We start from the raw sequence: 20651 nt of genomic DNA, 5'->3' as shown, positions 1-20651 counted from the left end.
AGACAACATAGTGATGGAGATAGAGCTGATATCACCGATAGCTATAGAAGAGGGATTAAGGTTTGCTATTCGTGAGGGTGGCAGGACGGTAGGTGCCGGCGTAGTAACCGAGATCATCGAATAAAAAGAGTACTCACTTTTATGCAAGGAGGGAGCAAAGTGGCCCGACAGAAGATACGAATTCGATTAAAGTCCTATGACAGCGGGATTCTTGATCAATCAGCCCAGAAGATAGTCGAAACGGCAAAACGCACGGGGGCCAAGGTATCGGGCCCCATTCCACTGCCCACGGAGAGAAGCCTTATCACTATTTTAAGAGCTCCGCATAAATACAAGGATTCCCGCGAACAGTTTGAGATGAGAACTCACAAAAGATTGATAGATATTCACGAACCCACGAATAAAACAGTGGATGCATTGATGAAACTGGATCTACCTGCAGGAGTGGACATTGAAATAAAACTGTAATCCGTAAGATGGGAGGTGGAAAGGAATGAAAAAGGCAATACTCGGAAGAAAATTGGGAATGACCCAGTATTTTACCGAAAAAGGGGAAGCCGTACCGGTAACCGTCATTGAAGCGGGACCGTGTGTGGTGGTTCAGAAGAAAACGGTGGAAAACGATGGCTACGAGGCTTTAAAAGTTGGTTTTGTGGATGTAAAAGAAAACAGGTTAACAAAGCCATTGCTGGGTCAATTCAAAAAATATCAGCTGAAACCGAAAAAATATATCAGGGAAATAAAAATAGATGAAATGGATAAATACAACGTAGGCGACGAAATAAAGGTGGATATTTTTAAACCCGGCGATAGAGTGGATGTAACCGGTATATCCATCGGTAAAGGATTTGCCGGTGGTGTCAAAAGGTGGAATTTCAACAGGGGACCCATGTCCCACGGTTCAATGTACCACAGGAGGCCCGGCTCGGGCGGTGCCACGGATCCCGAAAGGGTATTTAAAGGAAAGAGGATGCCGGGGCATTTGGGACACGAAAGGGTAACGGTGCAGAACCTTGAAATAGTTAAGGTGGATCCTGAAAGAAATATTATGCTCGTAAAGGGTTCGGTACCCGGTATTAAAAAATCACTTCTATATATAAAATCCACAGTAAAGGGCGGTAAATAGGACTAAGTAGTATAGAAAGGAGGAGCCCAATGCCAAAGGTTGCATTATATAACATGCAAGGAGAAAGAATTGGAGAAGTGGAACTGGCAGACAGCGTTTTTGGGCAGGAAGTTAAGCCGGAAGTAATGCATCAGGTAGTGGTTAACTACTTGGCCAATCAAAGGCTCGGAACGGCTTCCACTAAAACGAGAGGCGAGGTAACGGGCGGAGGAAGAAAACCCTGGAGACAAAAGGGAACCGGCCGGGCAAGACACGGCAGTATCAGGTCTCCCCTCTGGATTAAAGGCGGTATCGTTTTCGGCCCAAAACCGCGTTCTTATAAATACCGGCTTCCCAAAAAATTAAAGAGGGTAGCTTTAAAATCTGCCTTGAGCGCAAAGGTCAGGGACAACGAGATTATAGTTGTAGATAAACTGGAAATCGAACAGCCCAAGACCAAAGTAATGGTAAAGGTTCTGGAAAATTTAAAGGCTGATAAAAAATCCCTTATCGTTTTGGATTCGCCGGATTTAAATGTACAGAGGTCGGCGAGGAATATACCAGGGGTAAAAACTATAACCGTAGATACCATAAACGTATACGATTTACTAAACCATGAAACTCTTATCATGACACTGGATGCGGTAAAAAAGGTCGAGGAGGTGTACGCCTGATGAAGGATCCCCACGATATAATCTTAAGACCGTGGATTACAGAAAAATCAATGGCTTTAAGAGAACTCGGGAAATACACCTTTGTCGTTCATCCCAGAGCCAATAAGACGGAAATTAAAAATGCTATCGAAACGATTTTTGGCGTAAAGGTAGAAAAGGTTAACACGATAAATGTGCGCGGTAAAAAGAAGAGGGTTGGGGTACACGAAGGTAAAAGACCCGACTGGAAAAAGGCCATTGTTACTCTTAAGAAGGACAGTAAACCTATAGAATTCTTTGAAAGCCTGTAAAAAGATAGTCTGATAAAAAGGAGGGAAAAAAGGTGGGCATAAAAAAATTCAAACCCACTTCGCCGGGTGTTAGATTCATGACAGTATCCACCTTTGAAGAAATAACAAAGAAAGAGCCCGAAAAATCCTTGGTAGAAATACTGAGGTCAAAGGCCGGCCGCAACATGCAGGGCAGAATCACTGCAAGGCATAGAGGCGGCGGCCATAAGAGGAAGTACAGAATAATAGATTTTAAGAGGGATAAGGATGGGGTTCCGGCAAAAGTGGTTGCGATTGAATACGATCCCAACCGTTCTGCAAGGATAGCACTCCTTAATTACAGGGATGGAGAAAAAAGGTATATCCTGGCACCGGTGGGTTTAAAGGTAGGAGATATAGTGGAATCGGGGCCAAATGCGGATATTAAACCCGGGAATGCCCTGCCCCTTGCCAACATTCCCGTTGGTACAATGGTTCACAACATCGAATTGTATCCGGGCAGGGGTGGTCAGCTGGTCAGGGCAGCCGGAGCTGCAGCACAGATCATGGCAAAGGAAAATGGTTACGCTACTTTACGCCTTCCCTCCGGGGAAATGAGGCTCATTCCCGAAGAATGCAGAGCTACCGTAGGCCAGGTAGGAAACTTGGAACATGAAAATATATCTATCGGTAAGGCCGGACGCTCAAGATGGCTCGGGAGAAGGCCGCACGTCCGTGGTTCTGCAATGAACCCGGTAGACCATCCCCACGGTGGTGGTGAGGGTAAGGCGCCAATTGGCCGCGAGCATCCGGTTACTCCCTGGGGTAAACCCACTCTCGGTTACAAGACGCGTAAGAAGCACAAGGCATCGGATAAGTTTATAGTGAAACGTCGCAAATAAGGTGGAAAGGAGGCGCAGGTGATGGGGCGCTCTGTTAAAAAGGGACCATTTGTTGATCCCAAGCTCTTGAAGAAAATAAAGGCTATGAATGAAAAAAGGGAAAAGAAGGTTATTAAAACCTGGTCAAGGGATTCCACGATAATACCGGAAATGGTAGGACACACCATAGCAGTGCATGACGGCAAAAAGCATGTACCGGTTTACATTACCGAGGATATGGTAGGGCATAAATTAGGCGAATTCGCACCCACGCGCACCTTCAGAGGTCATGGAGCTCATACAGAAAAGTCCACAGCCCTGAAGTAAAAAGGTTGTAAAGGAGGTAAAAAAAGTGGAGGCCAGGGCACAAGCAAGATATGTCCGCATAGCCCCAAGAAAGGTAAGGATAGTCCTTAATCTGATAAGGGGCAAAAGTGTTCAGGAAGCCCTGTCGATTTTGCAATTCACTCCCAAGAGGGCTTCCAGGATTGTTGAAAAATTATTGCGCTCGGCAATAGCCAACGCTGAGAATAATCACAACATGAACCCCGATGCTCTCTATATATATAAATGTTATGCCGATCAGGGACCAATGATGAAAAGGTTCCATGCGAGAGCGATGGGCAGGGCGGCAATGGTACGAAAGAGAACCAGTCATATTACCGTAGTTTTGAAGGAAAAGGAGGGATAATTTTGGGTCAAAAAGTACACCCTCATGGATTAAGAGTTGGAATTATAAGGGATTGGGATTCGCGCTGGTACGCCGAGAAAAATTTTTCGGACCTGGTACTGGAAGATTTCAATATAAGAAAATATATTAAAACGAAATTTTATCAGGCCGGGGTTTCAAAAATCGAAATAGAAAGGGCTGCAAACAGGGTAAAGGTAATAATCCATACAGCAAAACCCGGAATGGTTATCGGCAAGGGTGGAACGGGAGTTGAGGAACTCCGGGTGGAGCTGGAATCCATGACCAAAAAGCAGGTTTCCATTAATGTCATAGAAATAAAAAATCCGGATCTGGATGCTCAGTTAGCAGCTGAAAGTATTGCGGCCCAGATAGATAGGCGTATATCCTACAGAAGAGCAATGAAACAGGTAATTGCCAGGGCTTTTAAAGCCGGTGCCAAAGGTGTTAAGACAATGGTCAGCGGTAGATTGGCAGGCGCTGAAATAGCAAGGTCCGAATGGTACAGAGAAGGCACGATCCCCTTGCAAAAATTGCGGGCCGATATTAGTTACGGTTTTGCGGAAGCTCATACCACCTACGGCAGGATCGGCGTTAAGGTTTGGATATACAAAGGCGACGTCCTTCCCAAAGCAAAAGGTGAAAGGACGGCAGAAGGAGGGGCGGTAGAAAATGTTAATGCCGAAACGAGTGAAGTATAGAAAGCAGCAAAGAGGCAGGATAAAGGGCAAGGCTACGAGAGGAACGGAAGTAACTTACGGCGAATACGGGCTTCAGGCATTAGAGCCTGCGTGGATTACGAGTGCACAAATAGAAGCTGCCAGGGTTGCCATTACAAGGTACGTAAAAAGAGGCGGAAAGGTTTGGATAAAAATATTCCCCGATAAACCGGTTACTAAAAAACCTGCGGAAACCCGTATGGGAAGCGGTAAGGGGTCCCCGGAGTTCTGGGTAGCTGTTGTAAAGCCGGGCAGAATACTCTTTGAGCTGTCGGGCGTATCGGAAGAAGCGGCCAAGGAGGCGCTGACCTTAGCCGCACACAAACTGCCGATAAAGACGAAAATAGTAAAGCGTGAAGGATTGGGCGGTGATGTAAATGAAGGCTAAACAGATAAGAGAAATGTCGGATCAGGAACTGGTTCAAAAGTTAAAGGAGTTGAAGGGTGAACTGTTCAACCTTAGATTTCAAAAGGCAGTAGGACAGTTGGATAATCCCATGAGGATAAGAGAGGTCAAAAAGACCATAGCGAGAATAAAAACCATAATGACCGAAAGGGAAAGACAGGCGAAGGCTCAGAAAGCATGATAAAAGGAGGGATACGATGGAAAGTAAAAATAAAAGGAAAGTCAGGATCGGCGTAGTGGTCAGCGATAAAATGGATAAAACCATCGTGGTAGCTACGGAAAAATTAATAAGGCACCCTCTTTACGGCAAAACCATAAAAAGGACAAAGAAATTCAAGGCCCATGACGAAAACAACGAATGCCGCGTGGGTGATATCGTAAAAATTATGGAAACCAGGCCTTTAAGTAAAACAAAGAGATGGAGATTGGTGGAAATAATTAAAAGAGCCCAGTAATTTCTATGGAAGGAGGGTTAGAGCATGGTACAGGTACAGACCCGACTCAATGTAGCCGATAATACCGGAGCAAAGGAAATAATGTGCATCAGAGTTTTAGGGGGCTCCAACAGAAAATTTGCTGGAGTTGGCGACATAATAGTGGCATCGGTAAAAGATGCTGCTCCCGACGGAATGGTAAAAAAAGGGGATGTGGTTAAAGCAGTAATAGTAAGGACCAGGGCTCCCAAAAGAAGACCCGATGGTTCATATATAAGGTTTGATGATAATGCGGCGGTCATAATAAATGAGGATTTAAACCCAAAAGGAACGAGAATTTTCGGCCCGGTAGCCAGGGAGTTAAGGGATAGGAATTTTGCAAGAATTATTTCCTTAGCGCCCGAAGTTTTATAGTGGGAGGTGTAAAACGTGGGTAAGGTCCATATCAAAAAAGGGGATACGGTAGTTGTCATATCGGGCAAAGATAAGGGGAAAAAGGGAAAGGTTTTAAGGGTGTTCCCCAAGGAAAGCCGTGCCATAGTTGAAGGTGTAAATATGGCTACGAAGCATAAAAAGCCTTCCCCCAAGTTCCCGCAGGGCGGAATAATACACCAGGAACTTCCTGTTTATACATCAAAATTGATGATAGTTTGCTCGAAATGCGGCAAACCCACAAGAGTTGGGCATACATTTTTGGAGGACGGTACAAAGGTAAGGGTATGCAAAAAATGTAATGAAGTAATAGATAAATAACCATAGCTGAAAGGAGGGAATTCAATGCCCAGACTTAAAGAAAAATATGAAAACGAAGTGGTACCAGCGCTTATGAAAAAATTCAATTATAAATCGGTGATGCAGGTTCCCCGCTTGGAAAAAGTAGTGATAAACATGGGAATAAGTGACGCAAAAGAAAATCCCAAGGCAATCGAGTCGGCCTGCAACGATATAGCCGTAATAACCGGACAAAAGCCCGTAGTTACAAAAGCGAAGAAGTCCATTGCATCCTTCAAAATACGTAAAGGAATGCCAATCGGCGCGAAAGTGACCCTTCGCGGTGTAAGGATGTACGATTTTCTGGATAAACTTTTTAACGTCGCCTTACCCAGGGTTCGCGACTTTAAGGGAGTTTCTCCCGATGCCTTTGACGGTAGAGGAAATTACACCCTGGGAATAAAAGAGCAGTTGATTTTCCCGGAAATTGATTACGATAAGATTGACAAAATAAGGGGCATGGATATTACTATAGTGACAACGGCAAAATCCGATGAGGAAGCCAGGGAGCTTTTGCAAAATCTCGGAATGCCATTTGCTCGATAGAAAGGAGGCGGGGAATAATGGCAAAAAAATCCCTTATAGCTAAACAGAAAAGGCCTCAAAAATTTTCCACCAGATATTACCACAGGTGCAAGATTTGCGGAAGGCCAAGGGCGTATTTAAGGAAATTTGGTATCTGCAGGTTGTGCTTCAGGCAGCTTGCTCACAGGGGAGAAATCCCGGGAGTGAAAAAGGCCAGTTGGTAATTGCGACGAAAGGAGGTATTTAAATGGCAATTACGGATCCAATTGCTGATATGCTGACCAGAATAAGGAATGCAAATGACGCGGGCCATTCAAATGTGGAGGTACCGTGTTCAAAGATAAAGAAGGCTATCGCGCAGACCTTGAAGGACGAGGGTTACATTCAGGACTTTGAGGTCATTGAAGATGGTAAGCAGGGAATCCTTAAAATACATCTCAAATATGGACCCAATAAGGAAAAGGTAATTACCGGTATTAAAAGGATCTCAAAACCCGGCTTAAGGATATACGTTAGAAAGGATCAGATTCCAAAGGTATTGAACGGTCTTGGAATAGCTATTCTTTCCACATCCAAGGGAATAATGACCGATAAAAAGGCAAGACAAGAGGGAGTAGGCGGCGAAGTAATTTGTTACGTATGGTAATCTATATGCAAGGGAGGTGCTAAGAAATGTCCAGAGTAGGCAAAAAGCCTGTGGAAATACCGAAAAATGTAGAAGTTAAGATTGAAGGCAACAAGGTAACGGTAAAAGGCCCCAAAGGAACCATAACAAAAGAATTTCATAAAAGCATGACGATAAAGATGGAGGACGGAAAGGTAATTGTTGAAAGGCCTTCCGATGAAAAAGAGCATAAAGCGCTCCACGGACTTACCCGAACCATCATTGCCAATATGGTAAACGGCGTTGTAAACGGGTACCAAAAGAGCCTGGTGCTGGAAGGCGTGGGCTACAGAGCGGCAAAGCAGGGAAATAAATTGGTACTAACTGTGGGGTACTCCCATCCGGTAGAAATTGAAGCTCCCGCAGGTATTGAATTTGAAGTGCCCGCACAGAATAAGGTTATCGTGAAAGGAATAGATAAGGAGCTTGTAGGCATTACGGCCGCTAACATAAGAAAGGTTAAGGAACCCGAACCTTACAAAGGGAAGGGCATCAGATATGAAAACGAAGTAGTGAGGAGAAAAGTCGGTAAGGCCGGTGCTAAATAAGCATTAAGGAGGGTAGGTTATGATTATTAAAGAATCGAGAAATGAGGCACGGAAGAAGCGCCATCGCAGGATCAGAAAAAGGCTTTTCGGCACAGCGGAAAGACCAAGACTAAGCGTTTTCAGGAGCTTAAAACACATATACGCTCAAATAATAAATGATGAAATTGGTCATACCCTTGTAGCCGCTTCCACCCTTGATCCTGAGCTGAAGGATAAGGTTACGGGATGCAATGTGGAAGCAGCCAGAATGGTCGGCGAATTAATAGCAAAAAGAGCCCTGGAAAAAGGTATCACCAAGGTAGCCTTTGACAGGGGCGGATATTTATATCACGGCAAGGTAAAAGCTTTGGCAGATGCGGCCAGGGAAGCGGGCCTCGAATTTTAAAAGGAGGAGGTTAGAGAATGCAAAAGGGTCGGGAAGTAGAAGAATTTGTGGAAAAAGTGGTCACCATAAAAAGGGTTTCGAAAGTTACAAAAGGTGGCAAAAACTTCAGGTTTGCAGCTCTTGTGGTAGTGGGCAATAAAAACGGCAAAGTGGGAGTAGGCACGGGAAAAGCTCTCGAAATACCCGATGCGATAAGAAAAGGCATAGAAAATGCCAAGAAAAACATGATTGATGTACCGGTTATAAATGGAACCATTCCCCATGAGGTAATAGGAGAATCCGGGGCAGGCAAGGTTTTGATTAAACCTGCCGTTGAAGGAACGGGTGTAATTGCGGGTGGTCCTGTGAGGGCTGTTCTGGAATTGGCCGGAATAAGGAACGTCGTAAGCAAGTCCCTCGGCTCAAATAATGCCAAAAACATGGTGGATTCGGCTATGGATGCCTTAAAACAACTTAAACGCCCTGAAGATGTGGCAAGATTAAGAGGGAAAAGCCTGAAGGAGATCTTAGGGTAATAAGGGATTTAATTGCAAGGAGGTGTTTTAATGAGGCTACATGATCTTAGGCCTGCAGAAGGTTCGAACAAAAAAGCCAAAAGAGTGGGTAGGGGTATTGGTTCCGGGCACGGTAAAACTGCTACCCGCGGTCACAAAGGACAAAAGGCAAGAACGGGCGGCGGAGTACGACCGGGGTTTGAAGGCGGTCAGATGCCCCTTTATAGAAGGATTCCCAAAAGGGGATTCACAAATGTATTCAAAAAGGAATTTGTGGTGGTAAATGTTAAAGCATTGAACGATTTTGAGGATAATACAAGGGTTACGCCGGAAATGCTCATCGAAAAAGGCATTATTAAAACAATTAGAGATGGAGTAAAAATCCTTGGTGATGGGGAATTAACAAAAAAATTAGAAGTGGTAGCCCATGCTTTTTCAAAATCCGCTATCGAGAAGATTGAGGCTGCCGGTGGCAAAGCCGAGGTGATATAATGCTGGATGCCCTCAGGAACGCTTGGAAAATCCCGGATTTAAGAAAAAGACTTCAGTTTACCCTTTTGATGCTGGTGATTTTCAGAATAGGGGCTTTCGTCCCCGTCCCGGGGATGAACCCGGAAGCGGTAAAGCAACTTATTGAAAAGGGTGCTTTACTGGGATTTTTTGATATAATAGCCGGTGGGGCTTTTAAACAGTTTTCGGTATTTGCAATGAGTATCACTCCCTACATTAACGCATCCATCATAGTTCAGCTTTTGACCATCATTATTCCCAAATGGGAGGAACTTGCTAAGGAAGGTGAAGCGGGCAGAAAGGAGCTGGCCAAATATACCCGCTACGGAACGGTTATCCTGGGTCTTATCCAGGCAGTAGGTCTTGCCATTGGATTCAGGAGCGCTCTGGTGTACAGGGGATTTTTCGGGAGCCTTATCGTAGTAATAAGCTTAACGGCCGGGACCGCATTTTTAATGTGGGTTGGCGAGCAAATAACGGATAAAGGTATCGGAAACGGGATTTCACTCCTTATTTTCGCCGGCATTGTTTCGAGATTACCCAGCGGTATTTACCAGGTATTTCAGTACGTGCGTGTAGGTACCACAAATATATTCATGGTATTGATTTTCGCTGTTTTTGCCGTTGCGGTTATCGTCGGGGTAGTAGCTGTCCAGCAGGCGGAAAGAAGGATACCGGTGCAGTACGCTAAAAGGGTAGTGGGTAGAAGGGTTTACGGAGGTCAATCCACACATATACCCATGAAGTTAAACGCCGCAGGGGTTATACCGGTTATATTCGCGATGTCCATCCTCCTGACACCCAGCACCATAGCAGGATTTTTCCCCAACAGCCGGGTAGCCGTCTCCATAGCTAATGCCATTAAACCCGGCGGATGGGTATATGCGACCCTTTATGCCGCGCTAATAGTATTTTTCACCTATTTCTACACGGCGGTTACTTTTAATCCGGCGGATATTGCCGAGAATATGAAAAAATACGGTGGATTTATTCCGGGTATGAGACCGGGTAAACCTACTGCCGAATACCTGGATAAAATCATGAGCAGGATCACGCTTATCGGAGCCCTCTTTCTGGCAGCAATTGCGATTTTGCCGTATATCATTACGGGAGTGACGGCCCTGAATATTTACTTTGGCGGTACTGCGCTTTTAATAGTCGTGGGTGTTGCTTTGGAGACTATGAAATTAATCGAAGCCCAGATGATAATGAGACATTACGAGGGCTTCTTGAAATAGGAGATGAGATTAATGAATCTTGTGTTGCTGGGGCCTCCCGGAGCGGGGAAAGGTACGCAAGCTAAAAAGCTATCGGACTACTATGGAATTCCTCATATCTCCACGGGCGACATTTTAAGAGCTGCGGTCAGTGAGGGAACTGCCCTCGGGCTAAAAGCAAAGGAATATATGGAAAAAGGTCTTCTGGTACCAGATGACTTAATAATGGGTATTATTAATGAACGTTTAGAAAAGCCCGATTGCCGTAAAGGTTTTGTTATGGACGGCTTTCCACGGACTATAAATCAGGCTGAGGGATTGAAAAAGTTACTGGATGAAAAAAATACTAAGCTCGATGCGGTAATTTATTTTGATGTACCTAAGGGAGAATTGATCGAAAGGTTTACCGGCAGAAGGGTTTGTACAAGATGCGGTGCCACCTACCATGTAAGATACAACCCTCCTTCGAGGGGAAATACCTGTGATAAATGCGGCTCCGAGCTCATAATACGGGCGGATGATAAAAAGGAAACTGTGGAAAAAAGGATAAGCGTATACGAAGATGAGACAAAACCATTGATACAATATTACGAAAAAGAAGGGCTTTTAATATCCATTGACGGTACAAAACCCATAGACGAAGTTTTCGAAGAATTAATAAGCCTTTTAAGAGGCGAAAAACGATGATAATCATTAAATCAAAAAGGGAAATTGATTTAATGAAAAAGGCCGGGAAAGTGGTAGCAAAGGTTCTGGAAGAGATTAAAAAGGCCATTAAGCCCGGAATCGCCACAGTAGAACTCGACAGGATCGCGGAAGATATCATTAAAAAATACAATGCCATTCCGGCATTCAAAGGTTACAGGGGATATCCGGCAACCATTTGCTCTTCGATTAACGAAGAGGTAGTTCATGGAATTCCTGGTTTAAGATTCCTAAAAGATGGTGATATTATTAGTATAGATGTGGGCGCGGTGGTAGATGGGTACTGTGCGGATGCTGCCAGGACGTATCCTGTAGGAGAAATATCGGAAACGGCAAAAAAATTGATAATGGTAACCGAAAATAGCTTTTTTGAGGGTATAAAATACGCTACCCCCGATTACAGGCTGTCGGATATATCCCATGCCATTCAAAGCTATGTGGAAAGACACAATTTTTCGGTGGTAAGAGATTACGTTGGGCACGGTATAGGGAGGAAAATGCACGAAGAACCCCAGGTGCCAAACTTCGGGCCTCCCGGCAAGGGTCCGCGCCTTCGAGAAGGGATGACCTTAGCCATAGAGCCTATGGTGAATGTGGGTGGATATGAAGTGGAGACGCTGATAGACGGATGGACGGTGGTAACGAAGGACAGAAGCTTATCCGCTCACTACGAAAATACCATAGCTATAACGGACGGAGAACCCGAGATTTTAACCTTAGGTTAGGAAGGTGCTTGTATGCCGGAAGTAGAATTAGGTCAACTGGTGATATCGAAGGCTGGAAGAGATAAAGGGAGACCCATGATTGTAGTAAAAATAATAGATAACGAGTACGTCCTTGTCGCCGATGGTGAACTTCGGCGGATAGAAAAGCCCAAAAAGAAAAAACTAAAGCATCTGCAGCTTACCGGCAAAAAGGACGGATTTATTTACGAAAAATTAATGAATAATAGAAAGGTTTACAATGAAGAAATACGACGAGCCCTCGAAGAACTTACAGGAAAACCCGGTGAAATCAAGGGTTCCAAAGGAGGGGAGTAGGGCTTATATGTCTAAGGAAGATGTTATAGAAGTGGAAGGTACCGTAGTGGAACCTTTACCTAACGGCATGTTCAGGGTTGAACTTAAAAACGGGCATAAGGTTCTTGCACACGTTTCGGGTAAGATAAGGATGAACTATATACGAATTTTACCTGGAGACAAAGTGACAGTGGAGCTTTCGCCGTACGATCTTACACGGGGACGGATAATATACAGACACAAGTAAGGGTGAGGGAGGAACGAGACATGAAGGTGAGACCATCTGTCAAGAAGATTTGCGAAAAGTGTAAGATAATAAAGAGAAAAGGCAGAATTATGGTAATCTGCGAAAATCCCAAGCACAAACAAAGACAGGGTTAAAGGAGGTTTAAGTGAATGGCGCGTATAGCGGGTGTGGATTTACCCAGAGATAAAAGGGTAGAAATTGCACTGACATATATCTACGGTATTGGCAGGAGCCTTTCCAATAAAATTTTGAAAGAAGCCAATGTAAATCCCGATACCAGGGTAAAGGATTTAACAGAAAAGGAAATCAGCAAATTAAGGGATATTATCGAGAAAAACTACAAAGTCGAAGGCGATTTGAGAAGAGAAGTCGCCATGAACATCAAAAGGCTAATAGAAATTGGATGCTACAGGGGAATAAGGCATAGAAGAGGCTTACCGGTGCGCGGACAGAGAACAAGAACAAATGCGAGGACGAGAAAAGGACCGCGCAAGACGGTAGGCACAAGGCGAAGCAAATAATTTTTAGCGGGGGTGAATAAAAAGTGGCTGTTGTGAAAAGGCGCAAGGATAAAAAACGCGTAGAAAAGGGGAAGGCTCATATTCATTCAACCTTTAATAATACTATCGTAACCATAACCGATGAGGCAGGTCATCCTTTGACCTGGGCGAGTGGAGGCACGGTAGGATTCAAAGGGTCAAGAAAGGGTACACCTTTTGCTGCTCAGTTAGCCGCTGAAGCAGCTGCAAAAAAAGCAGCAGATTTCGGGTTAAAAACCGTGGAAGTGTATGTAAAAGGGCCCGGACCAGGAAGGGAAGCTGCCATAAGGTCGCTTCAAGCAGCAGGGCTTGAAATCACTGTGATTAAAGATGTTACTCCCATACCCCATAACGGCTGCAGGCCACCTAAGAGAAGAAGAGTATAACAATTTTAAGGAGGGATCAGAATGGGAAGATATACCGGACCATCCTGCCGTCAATGCCGCAGAGAAGGTATTAAGCTATATTTAAAGGGAGAACGCTGCTATACTCCCAAGTGCGCTATTGAGCGCCGCGGTTATGCTCCCGGTCAGCACGGGCAGGTTAAAAAGAAGCTTTCCGAATACGGAATACAGCTCCGTGAAAAGCAAAAGGCTAAAAGAATATACGGGGTTCTGGAAAATCAGTTCAGAATTTATTTCGAAAGAGCTACCAGACAAAAAGGCGTTACGGGTGAAAACCTTTTAAGGCTATTAGAGTTAAGGCTGGATAATGTGGTTTACAGATTGGGATTTGCTAAATCCAGGACTCAGGCAAGACAGATTGTAAGGCACGGACACATTGAAGTGAACGGGAAAAAGGTAACAATACCTTCCTATCAGGTAAGAGCAAAAGACATAATAGCGGTAAGGGAAAAGAGCAGGGATCTTGAATTTTTCAAAGAAATAGCCGAACTGGGCAGAACAAGAATAGTGCCCGATTGGCTGTCGGTGAATTACGATACGCTTACGGGAGAGGTATTAAGGGTACCCAATAGAGAAGATATCGATATACCGGTGCAGGAGCACCTGATAGTAGAGCTCTACTCCAAATAATTAAGCCCTCGGTGGATTTTTTAGCAAGGAGGGTAAATAGAACATTATGAATGAATTTGAAAAGCCAAGGATAGAATTGGTTGAGGTCAGCGAGGATAATACCTACGGAAAATTGGTAATCGAGCCCCTGGAAAGAGGCTACGGCACAACCCTTGGCAATTCTCTCAGAAGGGTCTTGCTCTCATCAATACCCGGTGCAGCAGTAACATCAATAAAGATAGACGGAGTTCAGCACGAATTTTCCACAATTCCAGGAGTTCTGGAAGATGTGGTAGAAATTATCCTTAACATAAAAGGATTGGCAATTAAGATGTATACGGATGAACCAAAGATTCTCAGAATCGAAGCTCAGGGAGAAGGAGAAGTCACAGCTAAGGATATTATATGCGATGCGGATGTGGAAATAGTGAATAAGGATCACCACATTGCAACTCTTGAAAAAGATGCGAGATTCTTTGCGGAACTTACCCTTGAAAAAGGAAAGGGCTATGTCAGCGCAGAGAAAAACAAAAAACCCGGGCAACCAATTGGAGTAATACCCATTGATTCAATCTTCACACCTGTAATCAAGGCGAATTATACGGTGGAACATACCCGTGTAGGCTATGTTACGGACTATGATAAGCTAACCTTGGAAGTATGGACAAATGGCACGATCAAACCCGATGAGGCGGTTAGCGAAGCCGCAAAAATCCTGATAAATTACTTTGGATTGTTTACAGGACTATCGGAGATGACGAAAAAAGTGGAAGCTCCGGTAGAAAAGGAAAAGGATGAAAAGGAAAAACTTCTTGAAATGCCGATAGAAGAACTGGATTTGTCCGTCCGCTCTTATAACTGTTTGAAGAGGGCGGGAATAAACACCATAGGAGAACTTATCCAGAAAACACCTGAAGATATGATGAAGGTAAGAAACCTGGGTAAGAAATCCTTGGAGGAAGTGGAAGAAAAACTCGCAGCATTGAATCTTTCATTGAAAAAATCAGAAGACGCATAAGAGGAGCAAAAGTAAGGAGGGAAGAGAAATGAGAAAATTGGGCAGGGATAGCGGACACAGAAAAATGATGCTCCGCAATCTTGTAACATCCCTTTTAAGACACGGCAGGATAATTACCACCGAGACGAGAGCTAAGGAAGTAAGGAGTATTGCGGAAAAAATAATTACAACAGCGAAGAAAAACGATCTTGCATCCAGGAGATTGGTGCTGGCAGAGGTTCTTGATGAAACCACGGTAAAAGAACTTTTTGATAAAATTGCTCCAAAATACCAGGACCGAAATGGCGGCTACACGAGAATAGTAAAAATCGGACCGAGAAGGGGAGACTCCGCGGAACTGGTGGTTCTGGAATTAATATAAAAAATTCTCTGGAAGGACCAGGAGAGCTTTTATATATGGTAAAGGGGGCTTTACAATGGCCGCCGAAATCAGGCTGGAAAATGTTTTCTACCAGTACTCTCAAAGTAAAGATCTTGCCCTGAAGGAAATAAATTTAACAATAAAAAAGGGAGAATTCGTAGCTATTATAGGGCCCAATGGGTCTGGAAAGTCTACCCTTGCAAAATTGTTTAACGGCCTTTTTACCCCCACGGAAGGTGATGTATGGGTAGACGGATTAAATACCAGGGATAAGGATAGGATTTGGGATATAAGGCAGAAAGCGGGTTTGGTTTTCCAAAATCCTGACAATCAAATAGTGGCTACAATAGTAGAGGAAGATGTGGCCTTTGGCCCGGAAAATCTGGGAATCCCACCCGAAGAAATCAGGAAAAGGGTATATGAAGCTCTGAAAACCGTGGAGCTTTATGAATACGCCCATAAAGCCCCCCATCTCTTATCCGGCGGCCAAAAACAGAGGGTTGCAATAGCAGGAATTCTTGCAATGAAACCCGATTACATCATTCTGGATGAGCCTACTGCTATGCTTGACCCCGTGGGGAGAAGGGAAGTTAACAACACGATAAAAAAACTGAACCGGGAAGAGAATAAAACCATCATACTCATTACCCACTTTATGGAAGAAGCGGTTCAAGCCGATAGGGTTTTCGTTATGGAAAAGGGCAAAATTGTAATGGAAGGAAGCCCAAAGGATATCTTCTCAAAGGTGGAAAGGTTAAAACAAATTGGCCTGGATGTACCCCAGGTTACGGAGCTGGCTAACAGTCTTCGGGCAGAAGGCCTGGATGTAAGAGGCGATATTTTGACAATAGACGAAATGGTGGAATGTTTATGCCGATTATTATAAAAAACCTTTCACATATATATATGCCCGGGACGCCGTTTGAATCCGTAGCATTAAAAGACATTAACTGGGAAATAAGCGATGGTGAATTTTGGGGGTTAATAGGGCATACCGGTTCCGGAAAATCAACGCTAATTCAACATTTGAACGGTCTTTTAAGACCTACTTCCGGAGAGATTATAATTGATGGCGTTAACATTGCCGATAAAAAGGTAAATCTAAAAGAAATCAGGCAAAAGATAGGGTTGGTTTTTCAATACCCCGAACACCAGCTTTTCGAAGAAACTGTGGAAAAAGACGTAGCTTTTGGACCAAAAAATATGGGGCTCACGGAAGAGGAGATAACGATAAGGGTAAAAGATGCTTTAGAGGCCGTGGGATTGGATTACCGGGAGGTAAAGGATAGGTCTCCCTTTGAATTGAGCGGTGGGCAAATGAGAAGGGTGGCAATAGCCGGAGTCCTGGCTATGAAACCCAAAGTCCTTGTACTGGATGAACCAACTGTAGGTCTTGACCCAAAGGGGCGGGATGAGATATTAGAAGAAATAGTCTATCTCAGGAAAAAGTATGAAATGACTATTATTCTCGTATCTCACAGCATGGAAGATATTGCAAGGCTGGTGGATAAAATTGCGGTTCTTCACAGAGGCCAGTTGGTAAAGTGCGGAACCCCGAAGGAGATTTTTAAGGACCGGGAAGGCCTTTCTTCCATAGGCCTCGATGTTCCTCAGATTACTCATCTTATGTACCGCCTGAGGGAAAGAGGATGGGATGTACCAACGGATGTGCTCACCGTGGAGGAAGCAAAAAAGGCCATTTTAAAAGTAATAAGGGGGAAAGGCTATGCGCGAGCTTAGCATAGGGCAGTACATTCCCGGAGATTCCTTTATCCACCGGCTGGACCCCAGGACCAAAATAATAATAACCTTTGTGTTCATGATAGTGCTGTTCGTAATAAATGATTTTTCTGGGTATATATTCCCTGCTATTTTTATAATACTTTCAGCCCTGTATTCGAAAATATCTATAAAGTACATGATCAAAGGCTTAAGGCCATTGCTTTTTATAATTTTACTGACCTTTGTATTGAATATTTTTATGATAAAGGGAAGGATATTGTACGAGATAGGGCCCTTTGATATTACTTATGAGGGGCTTTATCAGGGTGTTTTTATGGCTTTAAGATTGATATTTCTGATAGTCGGTACGTCACTCTTAACCTTGACCACCTCTCCTATATTGATGACCGATGGGATAGAATACCTTTTAAAACCCTTTAAGGGCGTAGGAGTACCTGCCCATGAGCTGGCGATGATGATGACCATTGCATTACGTTTTATTCCTACACTTTTGGAAGAAACGGATAAAATTATGAAGGCGCAGATGGCGAGGGGTGCTGATTTTCAAAGCGGAAATATAATAAACAGGGCTAAAAGTCTTGTGCCTATATTAGTCCCCCTTTTTGTAAGTGCCTTCCGGCGTGCGGATGAACTGGCAATGGCCATGGAATCGAGATGTTATAAGGGTGGAGAAAACAGGACCAGGATGAAAGAACTGAAAATGACTGCAAATGATGTACTGGCGTTTATGATTACAGCGGTAATGGTGGGAGGATGTGTTGCCAGCAGGTTTTTGTGGTAGGTGGCAAAATCAATGAATATTAAAATAGAAATAGAATACGATGGTACAAATTACCACGGGTGGCAGAAACAAAAAAATTCCTTAACGGTTCAAGAAGTAATGGAAAAGGCCATAGGGGAAATTACCGGTGAAGAAATAAAATTAATTGGAGCGGGCAGGACGGATGCCGGCGTTCATGCAAGAGGGCAGGTGGCAAATTTTCATACAAACACCCGCATTCCTGTGGAAAGATTGCCCTATGCCATAAACAGCCAGTTACCACCGGATATCGTCGTAAAAAGTGCCGAAATCGTTCCCGAAGATTTTCACGCAAGGTACAGCGCAAAATCCAAGGTGTATACCTATAATATTTACAACTCTAAGTATTTATCGCCCTTTTACAGGAACTACAGCTACTTTTTTCCCTGCAATGTTCTTATACCTTCAATGAAGAAGGCGGCAGAAAGCTTTGTAGGTGAACACGATTTTTCCGCATTTATGTCTTCTCAAAGCAGCGTAAAAAATACGGTCAGAACTGTAAAAAGGCTGGAGATTACAAAGGAAAAGGATCTGATAACGGTAGAAATCGAAGCTAACGGATTTTTATACAATATGGTAAGAATCATTGCGGGAACTCTTTTGATGGTGGGAATTGGAAAAATAGAACCGAGCGAAATTCCGGATATAATTAGATCAAAGGACAGGAAAAGAGCGGGCCCTACTCTGCCGGCCAACGGATTGTTCCTTGAGAAAGTAATTTACGATTGAGCTTGACATTGAAAAAAAAAGTTAATAAAATAACCTTGTGATTAAGGAGGGATATAATGAAAACCTTCATGGCAAAAAAAGGTGAGATTAAACGCGAATGGTATATAATAGATGCCGCTGATAAACCTCTTGGAAGGCTTGCAGCTCAGGTGGCAAAAATTTTGAAAGGAAAGCACAAACCTATATATACTCCCCATGTGGATACCGGGGATCACGTTATTGTAGTGAATGCGGAGAAAGTAATTTTAACAGGTAAAAAATTGGACAAAAAGATTTATTACCGCCATTCAATGTATCCCGGTGGATTAAAAGCTGAAACCTATAGGAGCTTTTTAAAGAGAGCTCCGGAAAAGGCTGTATATAAAGCGATCTGGGGCATGCTGCCTCACAATTCCCTGGGCAGAAAGATGATTAAAAAGTTAAGGGTTTACAGAGGGCCTGAACATCCGCATCAAGCCCAGCAGCCAAAGGAATTACCCTTTGAAGGATAATAGGAGGAAAGGAGCGAGAGGATGAAAGATGCTATCTTAACCACCGGCAGGAGAAAGACCTCGGTGGCAAGGGTTTGGATAAAACCGGGGAACGGGCAGATTACTATTAACAAAAGGCCTTTTGAAGAGTATTTTACATTAGAAACCTTAAGGCAGGAGGTTTTAAAACCCTTTGCAGTTACCAATACTCTTGGAAAATTTGATGTGATGGCAAAGGTAGAGGGTGGTGGATTTACCGGCCAGGCGGGAGCTGTACGCCATGGTATTGCAAGGGCGCTGCTTCAAATTGACGAGTCTTTTAAACCGGTATTGCGCAAGGAAGGACTATTAACCAGGGACCCGAGAATGGTGGAAAGGAAAAAGTACGGGCTCAAAAAAGCACGCCGTGCCCCGCAATTCTCAAAACGTTAAAGAAGGACGGAGTCCTTCTTTTTTCTTTAAATTAAAAAGATAAAAAATTGACAATTAAGTATATATTAAATTATTTTCAGAAAAACTATTTTACAGGTTTTTATTGGTATATAATTATAGGCAAAGGGTAATTAAAATAAATAAAAGGTTAAAATTAATAAATAAATAATTAAAAAGGGGGATAAAAATGATCTACGATCTTATAATTATAGGCGGAGGTCCCGCAGGGCTTTCAGCAGCAATTTACGGAGCAAGGGCAAGACTAAAGACATTAGTTGTGGAAAAGATGTATGCCGGTGGACAGGCGGCTATTACCGACAGGATTGAGAATTATCCGGGGTTTGTGGAAGGTATTGGCGGAATGGAACTTACCGAAGCGATGAAAATGCAGGCAGAAAGGTTCGGAGCAAAATTCGTTAATGGAGAGGCTCAAAGGATAATTCCAAAGGATGGTAGATTTATCGTAGAATTGAAAAATGAACAATTAGAGGCAAACGCGGTGATCCTTGCAATGGGCGCTGAAGCCAGAAAGCTGATGGTTAAAGGCGAGAAGGAATTTACCGGCAGGGGCGTCTCCTATTGTGCCACCTGTGATGGCGCATTTTACACGGACAGGAAGGTAGTAGTTGTAGGTGGAGGAGACTCTGCAATAGAAGAAGCCCTTTACCTAACAAAATTTGCAGAAAGTGTAACGGTAGTGCACAGGAGAAATGAACTGAGGGCTACCAAGATACTTCAGGAAAGAGCCTTTTCCAATGAAAAAATAAAATTTTTGTGGGATTCGGTGGTAGAAGAGGTAAAGGGACAAGAAGCGGTTGAGGAAATTGTGGTAAAAAATATTAAGACCGGGGAAATCATTTCCTATCCTACCGATGGCGTTTTCGTAGCTATTGGATGGGAGCCGAATTCCGGTATAGTAAAAGGGCTTGTAAACCTTAACGAAAGAGGCTATATTATTACCGACGAAAATATGGCCACCAATGTTCCGGGTATTTTTGCCGCGGGAGACATCAGGGAAAAGTCTTTAAGGCAGGTTATAACTGCTGCTGCCGATGGTGCTATAGCTGCGGTTTCGGCAGAAAAATATATAGAAGAAAGACGATAATCCCCTCGGCCCTACGCATAATTTTTGCGTAGGGTTTTAAAATAAATGTATAAATAAAGCCTATGAAAAATTAATGATAGTGTAAAATATTTTTAGGTCGAAAAGGAGGAAAAAGCAGAAAAAATGTAGAAAAAAGACCTCACCATCCTCCCAAAGGATGAGTTAAAAAACTCAACAGGAAGGTGAGGTCTTTATGGAAATA

Annotated in this window: 39 protein-coding genes; all 39 read left to right on the top strand. The window is 43.6% G+C overall.

The features are described 5' to 3' along the window. Positions 1–124, top strand: a 124-nt coding sequence (locus ATZ99_RS11730) for an EF-Tu C-terminal domain-related protein (protein ID WP_083947271.1), incomplete at its 5' end; no start/stop codon positions are given. A 35-nt stretch (positions 125–159) separates the two neighbouring features. Next, the gene (rpsJ, locus tag ATZ99_RS11390) at positions 160–468 is read left to right on the top strand and encodes a 30S ribosomal protein S10 (protein WP_068749361.1); all 309 of its coding nucleotides are present in this window, start codon (positions 160–162) and stop codon (positions 466–468) included. Positions 469–493: 25 nt separating this feature from the next. Beyond that, positions 494–1126, top strand: coding sequence for a 50S ribosomal protein L3 (gene rplC, locus ATZ99_RS11385; protein ID WP_068749360.1), 633 nt, complete (start codon positions 494–496; stop codon positions 1124–1126). Between the two features lie 29 nt (positions 1127–1155). Beyond that, complete coding sequence (rplD, locus tag ATZ99_RS11380; protein WP_068749359.1) at positions 1156–1779, top strand: 50S ribosomal protein L4; 624 nt, start codon at positions 1156–1158, stop codon at positions 1777–1779. Then, a complete protein-coding gene (gene rplW / locus ATZ99_RS11375) occupies positions 1779–2069 on the top strand; it encodes a 50S ribosomal protein L23 (protein WP_068749358.1) in 291 nt (96 codons plus the stop codon). The genes rplD and rplW overlap by 1 nt, the downstream gene beginning before the upstream one ends. A gap of 32 nt (positions 2070–2101) precedes the next feature. After that, positions 2102–2929, top strand: coding sequence for a 50S ribosomal protein L2 (rplB, locus tag ATZ99_RS11370; RefSeq protein ID WP_068749357.1), 828 nt, complete (start codon positions 2102–2104; stop codon positions 2927–2929). Positions 2930–2950: 21 nt separating this feature from the next. Continuing rightward, positions 2951–3235, top strand: coding sequence for a 30S ribosomal protein S19 (gene rpsS, locus ATZ99_RS11365; RefSeq protein ID WP_068749356.1), 285 nt, complete (start codon positions 2951–2953; stop codon positions 3233–3235). A 25-nt stretch (positions 3236–3260) separates the two neighbouring features. Continuing rightward, a complete protein-coding gene (gene rplV, locus ATZ99_RS11360; protein ID WP_068749355.1) occupies positions 3261–3599 on the top strand; it encodes a 50S ribosomal protein L22 in 339 nt (112 codons plus the stop codon). Positions 3600–3601: 2 nt separating this feature from the next. Next, positions 3602–4297 (top strand): 30S ribosomal protein S3, encoded by a 696-nt coding sequence (gene rpsC / locus ATZ99_RS11355; protein ID WP_068749354.1) that lies wholly within the window; start codon positions 3602–3604, stop codon positions 4295–4297. Further along, on the top strand, positions 4269–4703 hold the full coding sequence (gene rplP / locus ATZ99_RS11350; protein ID WP_068749353.1) for a 50S ribosomal protein L16: 435 nt from the start codon (positions 4269–4271) through the stop codon (positions 4701–4703). The genes rpsC and rplP overlap by 29 nt, the downstream gene beginning before the upstream one ends. Beyond that, entirely contained in the window at positions 4693–4902 is a 210-nt protein-coding gene (rpmC, locus tag ATZ99_RS11345) for a 50S ribosomal protein L29 (RefSeq protein WP_068749352.1), read from the top strand. The genes rplP and rpmC overlap by 11 nt, the downstream gene beginning before the upstream one ends. A gap of 16 nt (positions 4903–4918) precedes the next feature. Continuing rightward, positions 4919–5176: a 30S ribosomal protein S17 gene (gene rpsQ / locus ATZ99_RS11340; RefSeq protein ID WP_068749351.1), complete on the top strand. Its 258-nt coding sequence runs from the start codon at positions 4919–4921 to the stop codon at positions 5174–5176. Positions 5177–5200: 24 nt separating this feature from the next. Further along, entirely contained in the window at positions 5201–5569 is a 369-nt protein-coding gene (gene rplN / locus ATZ99_RS11335) for a 50S ribosomal protein L14 (RefSeq protein ID WP_068749350.1), read from the top strand. 15 nt (positions 5570–5584) lie between these two features. Next, positions 5585–5908 (top strand): 50S ribosomal protein L24, encoded by a 324-nt coding sequence (gene rplX / locus ATZ99_RS11330; protein ID WP_068749349.1) that lies wholly within the window; start codon positions 5585–5587, stop codon positions 5906–5908. Positions 5909–5932: 24 nt separating this feature from the next. Further along, positions 5933–6472, top strand: coding sequence for a 50S ribosomal protein L5 (gene rplE / locus ATZ99_RS11325; protein ID WP_068749348.1), 540 nt, complete (start codon positions 5933–5935; stop codon positions 6470–6472). 17 nt (positions 6473–6489) lie between these two features. Beyond that, positions 6490–6675 carry a type Z 30S ribosomal protein S14 gene (locus ATZ99_RS11320; RefSeq protein WP_068749347.1) on the top strand — a complete coding sequence of 62 codons (186 nt, stop codon included), beginning with the start codon at positions 6490–6492 and terminating at the stop codon, positions 6673–6675. 23 nt (positions 6676–6698) lie between these two features. Continuing rightward, positions 6699–7097, top strand: coding sequence for a 30S ribosomal protein S8 (rpsH, locus tag ATZ99_RS11315; RefSeq protein WP_068749346.1), 399 nt, complete (start codon positions 6699–6701; stop codon positions 7095–7097). Between the two features lie 26 nt (positions 7098–7123). Continuing rightward, positions 7124–7663: a 50S ribosomal protein L6 gene (rplF, locus tag ATZ99_RS11310; protein WP_068749345.1), complete on the top strand. Its 540-nt coding sequence runs from the start codon at positions 7124–7126 to the stop codon at positions 7661–7663. Positions 7664–7682: 19 nt separating this feature from the next. Further along, entirely contained in the window at positions 7683–8048 is a 366-nt protein-coding gene (gene rplR, locus ATZ99_RS11305; RefSeq protein ID WP_068749344.1) for a 50S ribosomal protein L18, read from the top strand. Positions 8049–8065: 17 nt separating this feature from the next. After that, positions 8066–8563, top strand: a complete 498-nt coding sequence (gene rpsE / locus ATZ99_RS11300) for a 30S ribosomal protein S5 (RefSeq protein WP_068749343.1) — start codon at positions 8066–8068, stop codon at positions 8561–8563. A 30-nt stretch (positions 8564–8593) separates the two neighbouring features. Further along, positions 8594–9034 (top strand): 50S ribosomal protein L15, encoded by a 441-nt coding sequence (gene rplO / locus ATZ99_RS11295; RefSeq protein ID WP_068749342.1) that lies wholly within the window; start codon positions 8594–8596, stop codon positions 9032–9034. Further along, positions 9034–10290, top strand: a complete 1257-nt coding sequence (gene secY, locus ATZ99_RS11290) for a preprotein translocase subunit SecY (RefSeq protein ID WP_068749341.1) — start codon at positions 9034–9036, stop codon at positions 10288–10290. Before rplO ends, secY begins: the two co-directional genes overlap by 1 nt. 12 nt (positions 10291–10302) lie before the next feature. After that, entirely contained in the window at positions 10303–10956 is a 654-nt protein-coding gene (locus ATZ99_RS11285; RefSeq protein WP_068749340.1) for an adenylate kinase, read from the top strand. Then, on the top strand, positions 10953–11699 hold the full coding sequence (gene map, locus ATZ99_RS11280) for a type I methionyl aminopeptidase (protein ID WP_068749339.1): 747 nt from the start codon (positions 10953–10955) through the stop codon (positions 11697–11699). The genes ATZ99_RS11285 and map overlap by 4 nt, the downstream gene beginning before the upstream one ends. Before the next feature lie 12 nt (positions 11700–11711). Continuing rightward, positions 11712–12014, top strand: coding sequence for a KOW domain-containing RNA-binding protein (locus ATZ99_RS11275; protein ID WP_068749338.1), 303 nt, complete (start codon positions 11712–11714; stop codon positions 12012–12014). A 7-nt stretch (positions 12015–12021) separates the two neighbouring features. Further along, positions 12022–12240 (top strand): translation initiation factor IF-1, encoded by a 219-nt coding sequence (gene infA / locus ATZ99_RS11270; RefSeq protein WP_068749337.1) that lies wholly within the window; start codon positions 12022–12024, stop codon positions 12238–12240. 20 nt (positions 12241–12260) lie between these two features. Then, entirely contained in the window at positions 12261–12374 is a 114-nt protein-coding gene (rpmJ, locus tag ATZ99_RS11265) for a 50S ribosomal protein L36 (protein ID WP_068749336.1), read from the top strand. A gap of 15 nt (positions 12375–12389) precedes the next feature. Continuing rightward, positions 12390–12761: a 30S ribosomal protein S13 gene (gene rpsM, locus ATZ99_RS11260; protein WP_068749335.1), complete on the top strand. Its 372-nt coding sequence runs from the start codon at positions 12390–12392 to the stop codon at positions 12759–12761. Positions 12762–12784: 23 nt separating this feature from the next. After that, positions 12785–13165 carry a 30S ribosomal protein S11 gene (gene rpsK, locus ATZ99_RS11255; protein ID WP_068749334.1) on the top strand — a complete coding sequence of 127 codons (381 nt, stop codon included), beginning with the start codon at positions 12785–12787 and terminating at the stop codon, positions 13163–13165. Positions 13166–13186: 21 nt separating this feature from the next. Further along, positions 13187–13813, top strand: coding sequence for a 30S ribosomal protein S4 (rpsD, locus tag ATZ99_RS11250; protein WP_068749333.1), 627 nt, complete (start codon positions 13187–13189; stop codon positions 13811–13813). 46 nt (positions 13814–13859) lie between these two features. Beyond that, on the top strand, positions 13860–14810 hold the full coding sequence (locus ATZ99_RS11245) for a DNA-directed RNA polymerase subunit alpha (protein WP_068749332.1): 951 nt from the start codon (positions 13860–13862) through the stop codon (positions 14808–14810). A 28-nt stretch (positions 14811–14838) separates the two neighbouring features. Then, on the top strand, positions 14839–15171 hold the full coding sequence (gene rplQ, locus ATZ99_RS11240; RefSeq protein WP_068749331.1) for a 50S ribosomal protein L17: 333 nt from the start codon (positions 14839–14841) through the stop codon (positions 15169–15171). A 55-nt stretch (positions 15172–15226) separates the two neighbouring features. After that, a complete protein-coding gene (locus tag ATZ99_RS11235) occupies positions 15227–16057 on the top strand; it encodes an energy-coupling factor transporter ATPase (protein WP_068749330.1) in 831 nt (276 codons plus the stop codon). Continuing rightward, a complete protein-coding gene (locus ATZ99_RS11230; RefSeq protein ID WP_068749329.1) occupies positions 16042–16911 on the top strand; it encodes an energy-coupling factor transporter ATPase in 870 nt (289 codons plus the stop codon). The genes ATZ99_RS11235 and ATZ99_RS11230 overlap by 16 nt, the downstream gene beginning before the upstream one ends. Then, positions 16898–17695 carry an energy-coupling factor transporter transmembrane component T family protein gene (locus ATZ99_RS11225; protein WP_068749328.1) on the top strand — a complete coding sequence of 266 codons (798 nt, stop codon included), beginning with the start codon at positions 16898–16900 and terminating at the stop codon, positions 17693–17695. Before ATZ99_RS11230 ends, ATZ99_RS11225 begins: the two co-directional genes overlap by 14 nt. A 12-nt stretch (positions 17696–17707) precedes the next feature. Further along, complete coding sequence (gene truA, locus ATZ99_RS11220) at positions 17708–18442, top strand: tRNA pseudouridine(38-40) synthase TruA (RefSeq protein WP_068749327.1); 735 nt, start codon at positions 17708–17710, stop codon at positions 18440–18442. 56 nt (positions 18443–18498) lie between these two features. Further along, on the top strand, positions 18499–18933 hold the full coding sequence (gene rplM / locus ATZ99_RS11215; RefSeq protein WP_068749326.1) for a 50S ribosomal protein L13: 435 nt from the start codon (positions 18499–18501) through the stop codon (positions 18931–18933). Positions 18934–18954: 21 nt separating this feature from the next. Next, positions 18955–19344, top strand: coding sequence for a 30S ribosomal protein S9 (gene rpsI / locus ATZ99_RS11210; protein ID WP_068749325.1), 390 nt, complete (start codon positions 18955–18957; stop codon positions 19342–19344). A 190-nt stretch (positions 19345–19534) separates the two neighbouring features. Continuing rightward, on the top strand, positions 19535–20449 hold the full coding sequence (gene trxB / locus ATZ99_RS11205; RefSeq protein ID WP_068749362.1) for a thioredoxin-disulfide reductase: 915 nt from the start codon (positions 19535–19537) through the stop codon (positions 20447–20449). The last annotated feature ends 202 nt before the right edge of the window (positions 20450–20651 follow it).

It is taken from the genome of Thermovenabulum gondwanense (genome assembly GCF_001601575.1).
Lineage (GTDB): Bacteria > Bacillota > Thermosediminibacteria > Thermosediminibacterales > Thermosediminibacteraceae > Thermovenabulum > Thermovenabulum gondwanense.
Note: the sequence above shows the minus strand (reverse complement) of the source record. Positions and strands in the feature narration are given on the sequence as shown.